At 69.1% G+C, this 15,187-nt stretch carries 10 protein-coding genes and 1 pseudogene; 6 read left to right on the forward strand and 5 right to left on the reverse strand.

Translation table 11 applies throughout. The features are described 5' to 3' along the window. Positions 1-244: 244 nt before the first annotated feature. On the reverse strand, positions 245-916 hold the full coding sequence (locus tag ACQPWZ_RS35640; RefSeq protein ID WP_433573589.1) for a TetR/AcrR family transcriptional regulator: 672 nt from the start codon (positions 914-916) through the stop codon (positions 245-247). Positions 917-977: 61 nt separating this feature from the next. Between ACQPWZ_RS35640 and ACQPWZ_RS35645 the strand changes: the two genes are divergently transcribed. Continuing rightward, on the forward strand, positions 978-2,510 hold the full coding sequence (locus tag ACQPWZ_RS35645; protein ID WP_433573590.1) for a monooxygenase: 1,533 nt from the start codon (positions 978-980) through the stop codon (positions 2,508-2,510). A 524-nt stretch (positions 2,511-3,034) separates the two neighbouring features. Here the strand turns inward: ACQPWZ_RS35645 and ACQPWZ_RS35650 are convergent. Continuing rightward, entirely contained in the window at positions 3,035-3,511 is a 477-nt protein-coding gene (locus ACQPWZ_RS35650; protein ID WP_433573591.1) for a GNAT family N-acetyltransferase, read from the reverse strand. 225 nt (positions 3,512-3,736) lie between these two features. Here ACQPWZ_RS35650 and ACQPWZ_RS35655 point away from each other — a divergent pair, with 225 nt between their 5' ends. From ACQPWZ_RS35655 to ACQPWZ_RS35670, 4 genes are all read left to right on the forward strand, one after another. Further along, positions 3,737-4,441, forward strand: coding sequence for a class I SAM-dependent methyltransferase (locus ACQPWZ_RS35655; RefSeq protein ID WP_433573592.1), 705 nt, complete (start codon positions 3,737-3,739; stop codon positions 4,439-4,441). Between the two features lie 311 nt (positions 4,442-4,752). Beyond that, a complete protein-coding gene (locus ACQPWZ_RS35660; RefSeq protein WP_433573593.1) occupies positions 4,753-5,343 on the forward strand; it encodes a TetR/AcrR family transcriptional regulator in 591 nt (196 codons plus the stop codon). Beyond that, a complete protein-coding gene (locus tag ACQPWZ_RS35665; protein ID WP_433573594.1) occupies positions 5,340-6,776 on the forward strand; it encodes an MFS transporter in 1,437 nt (478 codons plus the stop codon). Before ACQPWZ_RS35660 ends, ACQPWZ_RS35665 begins: the two co-directional genes overlap by 4 nt. Before the next feature lie 423 nt (positions 6,777-7,199). Next, the gene (locus tag ACQPWZ_RS35670; protein ID WP_433573595.1) at positions 7,200-7,790 is read left to right on the forward strand and encodes a hypothetical protein; all 591 of its coding nucleotides are present in this window, start codon (positions 7,200-7,202) and stop codon (positions 7,788-7,790) included. A gap of 431 nt (positions 7,791-8,221) precedes the next feature. On the opposite strand, the gene ACQPWZ_RS35675 is transcribed toward ACQPWZ_RS35670, so the two are convergent. Continuing rightward, positions 8,222-8,662, reverse strand: a complete 441-nt coding sequence (locus ACQPWZ_RS35675; RefSeq protein ID WP_340477630.1) for a hypothetical protein — start codon at positions 8,660-8,662, stop codon at positions 8,222-8,224. Positions 8,663-9,211: 549 nt separating this feature from the next. Between ACQPWZ_RS35675 and ACQPWZ_RS35680 the strand changes: the two genes are divergently transcribed. Beyond that, positions 9,212-9,856 (forward strand): LysE family translocator, encoded by a 645-nt coding sequence (locus ACQPWZ_RS35680; protein WP_433573596.1) that lies wholly within the window; start codon positions 9,212-9,214, stop codon positions 9,854-9,856. Positions 9,857-10,597: 741 nt separating this feature from the next. On the opposite strand, the pseudogene ACQPWZ_RS35685 reads toward ACQPWZ_RS35680, so the two are convergent. Together ACQPWZ_RS35685 and ACQPWZ_RS35690 are read right to left on the reverse strand one after the other, a co-directional pair. Beyond that, a pseudogene (locus ACQPWZ_RS35685) lies at positions 10,598-10,810 on the reverse strand (PIG-L family deacetylase); the annotation flags it as partial. A 553-nt stretch (positions 10,811-11,363) separates the two neighbouring features. Beyond that, positions 11,364-15,095 carry a S8 family peptidase gene (locus ACQPWZ_RS35690; protein ID WP_433573597.1) on the reverse strand — a complete coding sequence of 1,244 codons (3,732 nt, stop codon included), beginning with the start codon at positions 15,093-15,095 and terminating at the stop codon, positions 11,364-11,366. Positions 15,096-15,187: the final 92 nt, after the last annotated feature.

The following is a 15,187-nucleotide window of genomic DNA, read 5'->3' on the forward strand; positions in this document are numbered from 1 at the left end:
CCTGCGCTGGAGGGTTCCGTCCAACTCAAATGGGCGCAGGCGGCAAGCCGCACGTCTCCGACCGGCCGACACTGGTGCCACGTCGCGGCCAATCGTGGTTCCGAAGGGTCGGCCTGGTTGAGAACGTCATCCCGCGTGCTCCCACGTACGCCGAAGTTGCTGCTTCGTGGCGGCCGCGGTCTCGGCCTGTTGCCGGTACGGAGAGTCGTATGGCCGTCTTCCTCGTCGAGTAGGGGGGACTTCGTCAGTGCTGTGGTGGCAGGGTGCGCAGCCCGTTGATGAGCAGGCGCAGGCCGAACTCGAAGTGGGCGGTGAAGTCTGTGCTGCTGAGCACGGGCAGGGTGGCCGTGAGGTGGGGGTACGACCCGGCTGTTACGGCGTCAGCCAGGCGGCCCGGGTCTGCGGGGGCTTCTGTGCCCGGTTCCCGAGCGGCGGCTTGCTCTTCCAGGGTGTGGCCGACGGTGAAGTTGGCCACCGCCATCAGGGCGCGCGCCGCGTCGGCATCGTCGAAGCCGGCCTCGCGCAGAACGCCGATCACGGTGTCGGCGAAGTGCAGGGTGTGCGTCCCGGTCGAGTGGGTGCCGGCGAAGACGCGGGCGCCGTCGCGGTGGGCGAGCAGCGCAGTGCGCAACGCTCTGGCCAGGCCGCTGAGCCGCTCGCTCCACTCTTCGCCGGCCGGAATCGCGGATGCGCCGACGTCGGACAGTATCCGCTCCGCCATGGCGGTCAGCAGTTCCTGCTTGGTGGCGAAGTAGCGGTACAGCGCGCCGGCTTGGACGCCCATGGCATCAGCCAGGCGGCGCATGGTCAGCGCGTCGAGCCCGGCTTCGTCCAGCAGATCCAGGGCTGTTTCGACGGTGCGCGCCTGGTCCAGCCGTGGGGGGCGCCCGCGTGTGCGGGTTGACGGGTTGCTCATGGTCGCCACTATAGTGAACATCGTTCACGTGAACGATGTTCACTAAATAGTGGAGGTCACATTGACGGACACCGACGTGCTGGTCGTGGGCGCTGGCCCCACCGGATTGGCGCTTGCCTGCGAGCTGGCGCTGGCGGGTGTACGGACCCGGATCGTGGAGCGGCGTACCGCGCCGCAGCGTGATTCACGGGCGCTGACCCTGCATCCGCGCAGTGTGGAACTGATGGACATGAGGGGCCTCGCGCCCCGCTTCCTCGCGCTCGGAAACCCAGTGCCGGGCTGGCACTTCGCCGCTCTGGACACCCGGCTGGACTTCGCCGCGCTCGACTCCCGCCACGGCTACACCCTCTTCCTGGCCCAGGCCCGTACCGAGGCGTTGCTGGAGGAGCGGGCGGGAGAGCTGGGCGTCCGCATCAGCCGTGGACACGAGACCACCGGGCTGCGCCAGGACGCCGCCGGCGTCGAACTGGAGGTGTGCGGGCCTGACGGGGCCGTCGACACCGTACGGGCGCAGTACGCGGTCGGCTGCGACGGCGGGCGCAGTCTGGTGCGGGAGGCTGCCGGCATCGCCTTCCCGGGCACCGACGAGACACTGACCGGCATGCTCGGGGACTTCGCGGAGGTCGACGCAGATCCTGCGGTTCTTGCTGCTCTACGGGCCCGCGGCGTGCTGGCCGTGCCGCTGGAGGGTGGGCTCACCCGGTTCGTCTGCATCGATCCGGAGCGGATGCGGGTTCCGTCGGGGCAGCCGGTGACTCTGGAGGAGTTCCGTACCTCGCTGACGCGGATCTGTGGCTCCGACTGCGGGGTCGCGCAGCCGCGCTGGCTTTCGCGCTTCGGCAATGCCACCCGCCTCGCCGCCTCCTATCGGTCCGGCCGCATCCTGCTCGCCGGGGACGCCGCTCACATTCACTTCCCCGCAGCCGGCCAGGGACTGAACACAGGCCTGCAGGACGCCATGAATCTGGGCTGGAAGCTCGCTGCGACGGTCAACGGCTGGGCTCCTCCCGGGCTCCTCGACACGTACGACGCCGAACGCCGCCCCGTGGGACGGGCGGTCACCGAGAACACCGAAGTCCAGACCCTGCTCGCCGAGTTGCCCCTCCTGCCGCAGTACCAGCTGCCCGCAGCCGCCCTGCGCAGGCTCCTCGACGAACTCCTGTCGCTGAAGGACGTCAACCGTCTGCTCGCGGGACGGATTTCCGCGCTGAGCACCTCTTACCCGCCTGCGACCGCTGACACGGACCCGCTGGTGGGACAGCGGATGCCCGACATCGGTCTGGCCGCCGTGGGTTCGGAGGCGATGCGCCTTTACGAACTGCTGCCGCGGGGCTGCTTCGTCCTCCTCGACCTTACGGGGGATGCGCATCCGCCGCGGGCCCTCGCGCCCGGATGGCACTCACGGGTCACTGCTCATGCCGTCACGAAGTACGACGAGCGTGCGGTCCTCCACGGCGTGACCGAAGTGCTCGTTCGCCCCGACGGGCACATCGCCTGGTGCACCCGTGCCACCGATGCTGACATCCGCAGCTCAGAGCGGACCGCCGCCCTGGCGGCTTGGGCAGGCGCACCTGCGGGAGGCGATGCGCCATGAGCGTGACCCCCTCAACCCCCGTCCGTGAACTGCTCGGCTGGGTGGCGCGGGATGGGTTTTTCGGCCTTGTGATGGTCGATGACCATTCCGTGTGTCGGTAGTTCACCGTCCTGGTGGCTGGTGGCTGGTGGCTGGTGGCTGGTGGCCGGCGCGCGGGCGGCCTGCGCCGTGCCTGTGGTTCCTCGACGAACGCCACCCGCTGCTCTGCGCCGGGCTGCTCGATGGCGATGGTGTGCCGCGCCTGTTGGCGACGCGGTTCGTATCGGGCGGCCCGAGCCGGTGCGGGTCTGCCGCCTGTAGTCGCTGTTCGGCCGGCCTGGGCGGCGCCTGGTTGTCCGCGACCGCCGCAGGAGTCCGAGGCGAGCTGCTGCCTCACGGGAACGCGCTCCTTTGCCCCGCAAGCCACTGGCCCGTAAGCAAAGCCCGGTCCTGAGCGTGAGCAGGTCGCCGTCTGCGCCGGCGTGCGCCGGCTGTCGGAGCTGGCAGCGAGCGGGGTTCACGTGCGTCGGCGGCCTCGGTGTGGGTCAGTGGGGGAGGGTGAGGACGACTTCATCAATTTCCTTGCCGCGTGCGTTGGCGTATCCGCGTTCGTGGCCGGTCACGACGAATCCGCACTTTTCCAGTACGCGGATCGACGCGAGGTTGTCCGTGGCGGCACGTGCATGGAGCGGTCGCTCCGGTACGGCCTCGAGGAGTTGCCGCAGCGCATCGGTGGCCACGCCTCGGCCCCAGTGCTTCTGCCCGATCCAGTAGGTGACTTCGCGTTTCCCGGGTGGGCCGAACACGGACACGTGTCCGACTGTTTCGCTGCTTCTCTCCGTGATGGTGCGGACAACGATGGCCGGGTCCTGGCGTATCCGGGCCCAGTGGGCGTCGAAGCGTGCGCGGTCCGACGGGTCGTCAGGGGTGAACGCCGCCATCCGGATTCCGTGCGGATCGTTCGAGTGTGCGTAGAAGGCGCTGAGGTCGCCGTCCTGCACCTCTCGCAGCGATACATTCATGACAGCCTCCATGGCCTTCTGGTTCTGAGCCGTGGCCCGACTCTCCCACCCAGGTCTGACAACAGGCGGTGCTGACCGGCATCCCGGCCGGGCAGGGGGAGTGCGGGCAGGCGCCGGCGCGCCGCACGGGCGGTTGCCGTACGGGCTTGTGAGGGTGACGGGCGGGTGCGCGGTCCGAAACGGCGCTCTTGTCGCTGTGCGATGCGCGCCGCTACCGTCCGGCGGATGCCTGACTCCTATGCTGACCTGTCGCGCTTCTACGACCTGGTGATGACCTCGGGCTATTACGACTACGACGCCTATGCGCAGGCGTTGTTGGACCGTATCGGTACGGGGAGGGGCCTGCTAGAGCTGGGCGTGGGCACCGGGCTGGTCTGTGACCGGCTGCTGGCCCTGGGGCCGGCGGATCTGCGGCTCACCGGCATTGATCACACGGACAGCATGCTGGTCCAGGCCCGCGGCAGGCTGGGCGGCCGTGCGCGGCTGCTGCGCGAAGACGTGCTGGACATGTCCTTTCCGTCGGCCTTCGACGTCGCGTACTCGGTCGGTGGTGTCTGGTACATCGTCCAGGATGGGGAAGAGTCCTGGCTGAGCAGTCACCTCATGGAGGAGGAGGACAACGCGGCCGCTCTGGCGAACCTCGCCGCCGCCGTCCGTCCCGGTGGCTCGCTGCTGCTCTGTGTCCAGGGGCCGCACCGGCCTCACGAACGGCCCCTGCCGGGAGGCCTGGTCTACACGCAGCACGTCGATGTCGACTCGGAGGGCCGGTACACCAAGGACTACTACATCAGCCGCCAGGAGACGGTGCTCGCTCATCAGCGCCTCCGGTTCCGGCTCTTTCCCATGAAGACGGCTGACCAGCTGCTGGAGCGGTACGGCTTCCACTTCCAGAGCAGTGATGGAGTGCTGTGGCAGTACGCCCGGCGATAGCGATGGCGCAGCCGGGACGATCCGCCCCGCCGGACCGGACCCGGGCCGGGCATGCGCCGGTCCCCTTCTCCGGGACGACGTGGATCCACGCGATCGAGGGCACCCGGTTCGGCCTCAAAGGGGCTGACCCTCCGCGAGTCTGACGACCGCTCGCCCCTGTCGAGTGATCAGCAGAGCGGGGTGGATGAGCCTGTTCTTCCTGTCCGCGCACTCGGACAGGAAGAACGCTCAGCGGTGCCGCCGTGGACCTGCCGCCCGGCACAGGCCGCCCGGCGTAGACACTGTCTACCCATGTCGTGTAGACAGTGTCTATGAGTGAACCGGAAGTGAGTCTGCGTGCCCGCCTGGTCGATGTCGGCGTCGGCCTCGTGACCAGGGAGGGCTTGCAGGCCCTGTCCCTGCGGGAGATCGCCCGTCGGGCGGGTGTCTCGCACGGCGCGCCGCGCCGTTACTTTCCGACGCATCTGGCCCTGCTCTCCGCGATCGCGCGCCACGGCTTCGAGGATCTGGCGGCGCGGGCGAGAGAGGCCGTCGCCGCCGGCCGGCCGGACGCGGACGCACGGGCCCAGCTCATGGTGTTCGGGCGGGTCTACCTCGACTTCGCGCGTACCGACCGCGGCATGTACGAGCTGATGTTCCGTCATGACCTGTTGCAGAGCAACGAGCTGGGCCTGCGCGAGACGAGTCTGCCGCTGTTCGCCGCACTGGTCGACCTGGTCACCCGGGCACGGTCCCGGTCGGGTGCAGAACCCGCGGTCGTCGCGGCCGCGTTGTGGGCGAATCTGCACGGCATTGCCCAACTGTGGGGGTGGGGCAGCCTCCAGATCGCGGCGGGCGTCGACGACGTCGAACCTCTGCTGCGCGCAGTCATGGACGCCCACCTCGGCCCGCAGGCCCGATGAACCCCGTACGCCGCCAGCGCCTCACGCTCGCCGGCAGCATCACCGGCGCCGTGGTCGTCGCCCTGGACGGCTCCGTGCTCACCGTCGTACAGCCCGTCCTGCAGCGTGAACTGCATGCCTCGATCACCCAGGTCCAATGGACCAGCACCGGCTATCTGATCGCGGTGGCGAGCCTCCTCGTGTTCGCCGGACGGCTGGGCGACCGCTACGGCCACAAGCGGATCTTCGCCACCGGCGTACTGGGGTTCGCCACCACGTCAGCGGCCATCGGCCTGGCGCAGAGCATCGGCACGGTGATCGGACTGCGCATCGCCCAGGGAGTCTTCGGAGCACTGCTCCAGCCGGCCACCCTCGGGATGCTGCGCGCCGCCTACCCGCCCGGCCGGCTCGCGATGCCCATCGCGCTGCGCACCAGTGCCATCGGTATCGCGGTCGCGGCGGGCCCAGTCCTCGGTGGCGCGCTCGCCGCGCACATGGGCTGGCGGTCGGTCTTCTTCCTCAGCGTGGTGCCTGCAATCGCCGTGGGTGTACTGGCCCTGTGCATGCCGATACCCGAGCCCCGGCGTGCGGACCAGGGGCGCCGGGGACTCGACCTGCCGGGCGCATGCCTTCTCGCCATGACCCTCGGGTGCCTGGTCCACGCCCTGGTGGGACTGCCGGACACCGGCTGGACGCAGGTGTCGGGTCTCGTGGCCGCCGCCGCCGTGACGGCCGGCAGCGCCTTCGTCCTGCACGAGCGGCGCACCGCGAGCCCGCTCATCCCGCCCGCCGTGCTGCGCTCGGTGCCCGTCACCTCGGCGCTGACCGTCCTGGTGTCGGCGTCGGCATCACTGTTCGGGGTCCTGTTCCTCGGCACCTACCTGCTCCAGGACGTCCTCGGTCTCGACCCGTTCGCGAGCGCCCTGCGCATGCTGCCCATGGCCGTGATGATGGTGCTGGGCGCCCCCGCCTCCGCCGTACTGCAGCGGCGGTTGGGACACCGCACGACGACCGCGGCGGGGATGCTGCTCCTCACCCTCGGCATCCTGCTGGCGTCCAGGCTCGACGGAGCCTCCGGCTTCGCGCCGGTCAGTCTGTGCTTTCTCGTCATGGGCGCGGGATTCGCCCCGGTGATGGTCACCGCGACCGCCGTGATCGTGCATCAGGCGTCCGTGGACACGGCGGGGGTGTCCGGAGGGCTCCAGCAGACCGCGATGAACATCGGTCCGGCGCTGGGTGTCGCGGCGACGACGATGCTGATGGGGCTCGCGACGCCCGGGGCCGCCGGGGCCGGCCGGACCGGTGTCACCTTCGTTGAGGCCATGGGTCCCACTCTCGTGGCCCTTGCCGCCCTGGCGCTGGCCGGCGCCCTCGTGGCTGTCGGCCTTCCGGGCCGCGACAGCCATCCCGCACGGTCCGGCCGGCGAGCCACCCGTGCCGGGGCCGGTACGTGATGCCGTGCCCGGCACATCAGTTGTCCGGCGAAGCGGATCACGATCGGAGGCCGGGATGCCGCCGGAACTCTGCTGCCAGTGGTGGATCTCTGTCTCACGTGCTGAGGCGGACGGTGCATCAGCGGGGGAGTGCCGCGGCCGGGAGCTGATCTGTCTACGCGATGTTGGTCCAGCAGTGCCCATGACGGCCATTCAGACGGTCGCGGCCGGCGCTGCGAGCTGTAAGAACGCGGGTCGCCAGGATCTCCGCCGAGGCCCAGGTGCTGGAGGAGGGAGGCTGCCCTGCCCCGGTCTTACGAGAGCCTGGGATCTGCGGGTCGCTATTGGGCCCGGGGTTTTCGGAGTGTTTCGGCCTTTGAGGGCAACGGTCGGCGTGTTCAGAGTGTCGTACTCGCCGTGATCGAAACACGTACGCAGCACAGGGTGATGTTGTCGCCCGCCGTCTCCACAGCAGCCGGGATCGGGAGTCTGGCCCTGGCCGCAGTGGCGAGCTGGAGCAGCCTCCTGCTGGTCGTGCAGGGGCGGGTGGTGCCCGGCTGGGGAGTGAGCACGGTTCTCCTTGTCTTGGCGCTCGCTCTGCGGTGGGCCCTTACCCGGGTGGACCGCCCGGCGGATGCTTCGAGCCTCCCGCGGAAGCGAGCCTCGTCGGCACGGCGGGCGTGCAGGCTGCTGATCGTCACGGCGGTGCTGGGTATCGCATGGGGTGCGATGGCCGACCTGGTCTCGAACGCGGAGTACCACGTTCTGCGACCTGCGGGGCCGGAGGGCTGCACGGCCGTGGTGCGGGAGACATCCTTTCTCGTGATCGGCAACGGCGAGGCGTACGCGGTGGGGCGCATCGGCCTGGCCCTGGGCGAGTCGGCGTCCTGGACGGTGGACGATGGCTACCGACCCGTCGAGGCAGGCACGTACGCGTTGGACTGGGGGCGGGGCAGCGGATATCTGCGGATCAGCGGTACGAGCACCGATCCGGTCGTCCGTGGCGGATCGGCCGACATCGACTGCGGGTGGTGAGACCGGTCCCGCGGCTCCACCGCATCGACGATCGACCCGTCGCAGCCCCCTGGTACTTCGGCGGGGCCTCATTCCGCGATCGCTCTGCGGACGGTGGTTCCTCGCGATTCCCCGCTTCCTCGCGATCGCCCGCATTGGCATCCCCCTCGGCCCGAGGCAGCCGCGGATCTCCGCCCAGTCCTCCACGCCGCTCACCACTCCTTCCGGCCTGACTCAACGAGCCCCACCGCTGGAGGGTGCCTACGTTCGAGCGCCGCTGCTGGTCACCTGGCACCCGTCGACGGCGTCTCTCGAAGCAATCTATGGGCGTGGCGGTCGCGTTGGTCTGCTGAGCGCCGGCCGTTCGGCTCTGTACAGGCGTTGTTGGTCGACTGCGGTCACTGCGGTTGCGGCCCCGCTGCTGTGCAGCGGGGCCGCCAATCACGGGTCTGTCACGTCCGCCAGCGGTGCCAGAGCAACCATGTCGCGTGCTGCGGCAGGTGATGGCACCAGAGCCAGAGAGGCAAGCGCCGGTGCGGGACGAATGACCAAAGGTCGTCGTCGGCTTCGTTCCCCCTGGGCCGGGTCCGCAAAAGGGCCAGGCACTCGGCATCGACCGTGTGGTGAAGACGTGCGACGTGCGCGAGCGCGATCGTGCCCTGCCGGCGCAGCTCTTCCGAGTCGGAGCGCAGGGCGCGGGCGATCCGGGGAAGGATGACCCCGGGGTCGGAGTGATGGAGGGCAAGGCCGATCACTGCCACTCCGACAAGAGCCTCCTGGCGCTCAAAAGCCGCGTCTATTGCCTCCGGCTGGTCCATCCCGAGCAGGCCTGTGCCATCCGCCCAGTTGTAGGCCCAGTCAGAAGAGCCCGTGTCTTCACGCTCGTATGGCACGTGCTGACCTTACGGCTGACCTGAATGACCGAGTCAAGCGCCGTCGGAGTACCGGAGCACTGGTTCGAACGATCGCGTACGCGTACCCGGCCTGATGCAGGGCAGGCGCTGACCTCCGCGTTCTCGGGACGCTCACTGAGACTCCCCGTTGTGCCCGATCCGGGCCGGCCGCTCCGTCGGGCACGCAGGAAAGCACAGGTGCTCGCCAGCCGCGCTCTCCGGCGGGAGTTGGCCCTGGGCGTTGCGGCTCTGTTCGGCCGCCTCAGGCGGCGTCGCCGGCACCCAGACCCCGGCGTCGCTTCGGACGCGGGCTCAGCACCTCTTCTCCGGCACGTCGCTGAAGTAGATTGAAACGAGACGGAGTTGTCGGCGGTCGTTGATGTCGTCAGCGGGCTACGAACCGGGCGAGGGCCCATGAAGACACCGAACGGCAAGGCCGTATTCTGCACACGGCGAGACAGGCGCGGCTGGCGCGTCGCAGCCGTCCGTCGCAACTGGGCGACCCCAATGCCGTATCAGGTGCCCGATGAACGACCAGGAGGTTGACCGGTGATCACTCTGACCGCCGTGGTAGGAGTGGCCCTGGTCGAACTGGGCATGGCCCTGACCCCGGGACCGAACATGATCCACCTCGTCTCCCGCGCGATCACCCAAGGCCGCAGGGCGGGCCTGGTCAGCCTGAGCGGGACCGCCGTGGGATTCGTGTGCTACCTCTTCGCCGCGGCCGCGGGCCTGTCCGCGCTGTTCGCCGCCGTGCCGCTGGCCTTCACGGTGGTCAAGCTCGCCGGCGCCGCCTACCTGGCCTACCTCGCCTGGGACATGCTCAAGCCCGGCGGCCGCTCGCCCTTCGCCCCGGCCCAGGATTTCCCTCCGGTCTCCGACGCCCGCCTGTTCTCGATGGGGTTGCTGACCAACCTGCTCAACCCCAAGATCGCTCTGATGTATGCCGCCCTACTGCCCCAGTTCCTGGACCCGCAGGCAGGCGCGGCCTGGGGACAACTGCTCCAACTCGGTGGTGTGCAGATCATCGTGGGGATCTCCGTGAACGCTGTGATCATGCTGGGCGCAGCACGGGTGTCGGGGTTTCTGACCGCCCGGCCCCGCGCCATGACCGCCCAGCGGTTCACGGCAGGCGGCCTGCTCGGCGCCTTCGCGCTGCGCACCGCCCTGTCCCCGACTCCTGTCTCCCCCTGAGCCGAACCCGCGTGCCCGTCACACCAGTCGGGCCGTGAGCGCCGATACGGGGACGTCGACAGCACCCGTCGGTTCGCATGCCCGTCTCAGGCGCACGGTCCAGGTACGGCCCGGCGTACGGCCGGTGGAGAGTTCGACGGGGCAGTACTCACACGCAGCCATCGACGAGAACACCTCGGCACGACCGCCTGCTCCCAGGCTGTCCCACGGCTCATGTGCCGATCGGCGGGAAGAAGCCCGCGTTCCTTGTCATCGAGCGCCACGAAAGGGTGAGCCCGGACCCGAGGCCCGTACCGCCGACCACGGGCAGATCGACGGCCCGAAGGGACAGTCAGCCCGTGCCGGTCGACAGTGGGGCGGCCGAGTTGCTCCGCCGCAGTTTCGTGAAGACGTACGCCATCGTGGTCTGGTCCTCGCACGCACGGGGACGGTCTCTGAGCGAGCGGAAGAAGAAGACCGATGCCGTCTGCTCCCCTCAGGGGCGGGGACGGTCCCACGTTGGGGGAACCGACGAAATGTGGCGCTGCGGGTGACGAAAGGCAGGGGCGTGTTCAAGTGATCTGACTGACCGAAGGCTGAGCGATTTTCGCCAAGGACTTGGGTGACTGCTCTGGTCCGATTCGCGTCGGCTCGCGTTCACGGCGAGTGGTGGTAAAGCGGTGGACAAACATTGCGCGAGGGGAGACTGACGCGTGTGAAACGCCTGTTGGTGGATGCGGAGAGTGTTACTACGCGGTTGGCAGGTCGGTAGTGCTGCATGAGTTTTGCGAGTCGGGCCGCGCCTTCCTGCACGGGGGTCTGCCAGAAGGATCCGGGGGCGTCGTTGCTCGGCCAGCCTGTCATCCCGGAGTCGGCATAATCCAGCATCTCCAGATAGCTGACCTTCAGGACGTCACAGCTCATCTCGAGTTCTCGACGGCGCATCAAGGCGACCGCCGCCGGATCGTGCCGCGGCGGGCGGACCGCGATCCTGGGGCCAGAACCTGGTGGGGCCGACGACCTCGCGGTCTCCGTGTTCCCCGGCCGTGCGGCACCGTCCCTCGATCGATGTAACCGTGCCGGCCGTACCGGATGTTCCCGCCGCGGCCGCTTGGCCTTCCAGTCGTCGGCGTTCAACGCGAACCAGGTGTCGCCTCCTCCATGGTGGTCGCGGTCGTTCTCGGCTCGGGGGGCACCGCCTCTGCCGCGTCTCCTGACTCCGCGTCCCTTCAGCGCCCGACGGCCGGCGTCGATGCCGACGACAACCGCTGGGATCACGCGGTGTCGGCTACCTGTTCGACCTGGGGTACGTGCCCTCGGCGACCCGAAACTGGCGGATGAAAGGTCTATGACATCGGCCGGACACGGTCCTGCGTCGGCACCGTGACCTGGTCGCTCGCCATCATCGTCGCCCAGTCCCGGGAGCGACACCATGGCAGCCGGTCGTGCCGGCCCATCGAACGGGGGCGGGACCGTGGCATGATCCCGACCCCGACTTCGTTCCGCTCTCAGCGGAGGTGCGCTGACGTTACTTCAGGCCGAAGGCCCGGGTGATGGTTTGCTCCACGGCATTGCCGTCGGAGTCACGAGCGCCTGCCTTCAGGGTGACAAACTTGGCGCCCTTTGGGGCGTCCAGCTCCGTCCGCCAGCCGCGGCCGTCGGAGGTCCGCTTCAAGGACGTTTGATGCCAAGTGGCGCCGTCGTCGTAGGACAACTGCAGGGTCACGTTCTGGAAGGCGACCGGGGACAGCTCCGTGTACGCGGTCGGCCACTGGCCCGGCATGGCAGGCTTGACGGTGAGCCTTGCACCGCGGTGCGCCTGGCCCGAGAGGTCCGTGTCGACGTCGTAGTCCAGCTGGACCAGCGGCAGGGGCTCCATGTCGTGCGGCGCACCCGCCGCCGAGGTGAAGTCCCAGACCGTCCGGGTGCTGGTGGAGTAGGGGCTTGCCCAGGCGCCCCGGGACTGTTCCGAGACGATCCGGTACGGAAGTCGCTGGGGCTTCAATCCCACCGCAGTGGCCCAATAGGTGGGCGCCTGCTCGAGCAGGGTGTCGCCCTGGTAGATCGAGGTGCTCGCTCGGACGCCCGGGTGGTTCGTGTATCCCTCGCGGTCGGCGCCCGCGTCGCCCCATCCGGCGCTGACCCACGCAGTCATGAAGTTGCTGAAGCGGCCGAGCATCGAGCTGCCGTATGAGATGCGCGGCCGCTGGACCGGGGAGAACCAGTTCTGCGCTGTGCGGCTTCCCGCACTGTAGTGCTTGTCCGCGGCGACGACCCGGGTCTCGCCGATGACCGTCGCGCTCTCCCGGTACTGCACATCGGGGGACACGTAGTCGGTGCGATTGCCTTGGCCCTGCCCCGGAAGCTCCGGCCACCCGACGGCCCACCAGTCGTTTTCCGCCCACACGTCGTAGCGGAAGCCCGTCGCCTGGGCTGGGCGGTAGTTGCGGAAGGACATGTCGACCTGGGCGAGGTCACTGGTACGCGGGCGGTAGGCGAGATCCGTCGGGATCTTGTTGTGGTACTTCCCTACCACGTCGTACAGGTACTCGGTGGTCGGGTTGGAATACACCTGCAGTGACTTCCCGGCCTTGGCGACCTGGGAGATCAGGCGGCGGCCTTCCTCGTAGTTCAGCGTCGCGATGGTCAGCGGCGCGACACTGTCGAAGGTCAGCGGCTCCACGCGGCCGGGGCCGTCGTTGACGACGAGCAGCAGCCCGGCACCGGCTGCAGCTGCGGTCGCGGCCTGGGAGGACAGCGGAACCGTGTCGTTGCGGTCGACCACGACGGCCTTGCCACGGACGTCACGCCCCTCATAGTCCGCTTCGGCGCCCTGTCCCACGTGCACGGCTGCCATTCGGTGCGACCCCTTGGACAGGGGCTTCGTCCCGCGCCGCACCAGCAGGTCGCGGTAGGTCTCGCCACCCGCGGAGACCTTCAGCGCGGGCTGCTCATTGCGCCAACGGGTGCGGACTTCGAAGGTTCCATCGGTCACCTTCGGCGTCGGCACCGCCCAGATGCTGTTCTCCGTGCGCGACGGGAGGAAGGACCAGTACTGTTCGCTCACGCCGGAGAAGGTCCGCTTGTAGTCGACCCTGAGCGCGGTCGTCTCGGACTCCCGGGGCGTCAACAGCTTGATCTGGCGAGCCTTGGTGGCATCGAACTCGACGGTCATGTCACGGTCGAGTTCGATCTGCGGCGCCGTGAGCAGGGCGCGTCCGCGGGACTGCGGACCCTGAGCGCCCTGGACCTGCATCCAGTAGGCCAGCGACCAGGTGCCGGACGGCAGTTCAAGGGTGAAGACGCCGGGGTTGTTCCAGTCCTCGAAGTCGATATTCCAATTGCTCAGGTAGGGGTGGGATTCCTGGTCGGAGACCCCGGTCAGGGTTCCGACGTTCTTGTAGATCTCGCCCGCCCGGTCCTTGGGTACGACCGTGAGCTTGAAGGTCTGGTTGGCGGTGGCGAAGCCGACGGCAGTGTGGGCGAGGCGGGTGCCCGCCGCCGAGGCGTCGATACGTGCGTCGTAACCCTTTCCGGCGGCTGACTTGTCGACGTTCGCGGTCACGGTCACCGTGCTGGTGCCGTGCGCCGGGACGGTGACCTTGTCCTGCGACAGGGTGAACAGGCCGGCCGGGGCCTTCAACGACGAGACCGCGAGGTCCAATGCCACCGGGGCATTGCCGGTGTTGGTGTACGTCACCGTCTTGTTGACTTTCGCGCCGGGCTCGGCGGGCCAGGCGTGCTCGCCCAGAGAGACTGTGCCAGTGGCGAACAGCGCGGCCTTGGTTGCCGCCGCGACGTCGACCCGGCCGGCCCCTGCCTGGAAGACGGTGTAGTCCGGGGTCGGCTTGGAGGTGCTGACCAGGGCGTCCTTCAGCTGCTGCCCGGTCCACTCGGGGTGTTCGGCGGCCAGCAGCGCGGCAGCTCCAGCGACATGCGGAGTCGCCATCGAGGTGCCGCTCATCTTCATATAGTCACCGCCTCCGCCGGCGTGCCGCGAGAGGGCGGCGAGAATGCCGACACCGGGAGCGGTGATCTCGGGCTTGACCGCGCTGTCACCCCAGCGCGGGCCGCGGCTGGAGAAGCCGGCCAGCTTGTCGTCGCCGTCCACGGCACCGACGGTCAGCGCCGCGTCCGCGGCGCCGGGCGTAGCGACCGTCTTCGCCTCCGGGCCCGAGTTGCCCGCGGCGATGGTGAACAGCGCGCCGGTCTCGGCGCTGAGCTGGTTGACGGCCTGGCTCAGCGGGTCGGACCCGTCGGATGCGCCCCCACCCAGACTCATGCTGATGACCTTGGCGCCCGCGTCCCGGGCGGCCCACTCCATGCCGGCCAGGATCCACGATTGGTATCCCTGGCCTTGGTCGTTGAGAACCTTGCCCACGTGCAGCCGAACGCCAGGGGCGACACCCTTCTCCTTGCCGCCGGAGGCCGCGCCGGTACTTGCAATGGTGGAAGCCACGTGGGTGCCGTGTCCTTGGCGATCCACGGCATCCGTTTCGGCGGTCGCCTGTCCCTGGGGACCATCACCGCCGCCGGGGTCTGGGTCCTGTACGAAGCTGGTCGCCTCGGCGACCTGGCCGACCAGGTCGGGGTGACCGTCGTCGATACCGCTGTCCAGCACGGCGACGTCCACGCCCTTGCCGGTGTTACCGCCGGCCCATGCCTCGGGTGCACCGATCTGCGCGGTCGAGTCGGCGAGGGTCGCCTCGACCTTGCCGTCCAGCCAGATCTTGGAGATACCGCCGGCCAGGGTGGGCTCGGGTGCGGGGGAGACGAGGCGGCTGCCACCGGGGGGCAGCGCGGATACCTTCACGCCAGAGGTGATCGCCGACCAGAATTCGGTCGCCTTGTCGCGGTCCTCGGCGATGGCGGCACCGTCGATGCTGGAAAGGGAGCGAATCCTCGTCGATCCCTTCGGCGCGCCCTGCTTGCGGGCAGCAACAGCGCTGGCGTAGGTGACGATGAGCGGCAGCCGGTCCACCCGAGCGTCGTCGTATCCGTCGGTCACCAACTGGGTAACGTTGAAAAGCTCCTTGTCGAGGAGCCCGGCGGAGACATACGGAGCGGCTGACTCGGGATACACGTACACGTCTTCGCCGACTCTGGCGGTCTTCGCCGCGATCGGCTCACCATGCGGGCCGGACACCGACACGGTGCCGGCGCCTCCGGCGGCGGGGGTGACCACAGCCTTGTCACCGGTGATCAGGGTGACGGTACGGGGGCCGGACTGCGCCGCTGCCTCGCCAGCCGGGCTGAACACACTGGTCGACGCCTTGCTTCCGACCGGCGGCGTGGGCTGCGCACCTGCAGATGTCGTGGCCGAGATGGGCAGCATGAGCACTGTGACGCCGA

Origin of the sequence: Streptomyces sp. CA-251247 (assembly GCF_050952975.1) — a bacterium.
GTDB lineage: Bacteria > Actinomycetota > Actinomycetes > Streptomycetales > Streptomycetaceae > Streptomyces > Streptomyces achmelvichensis.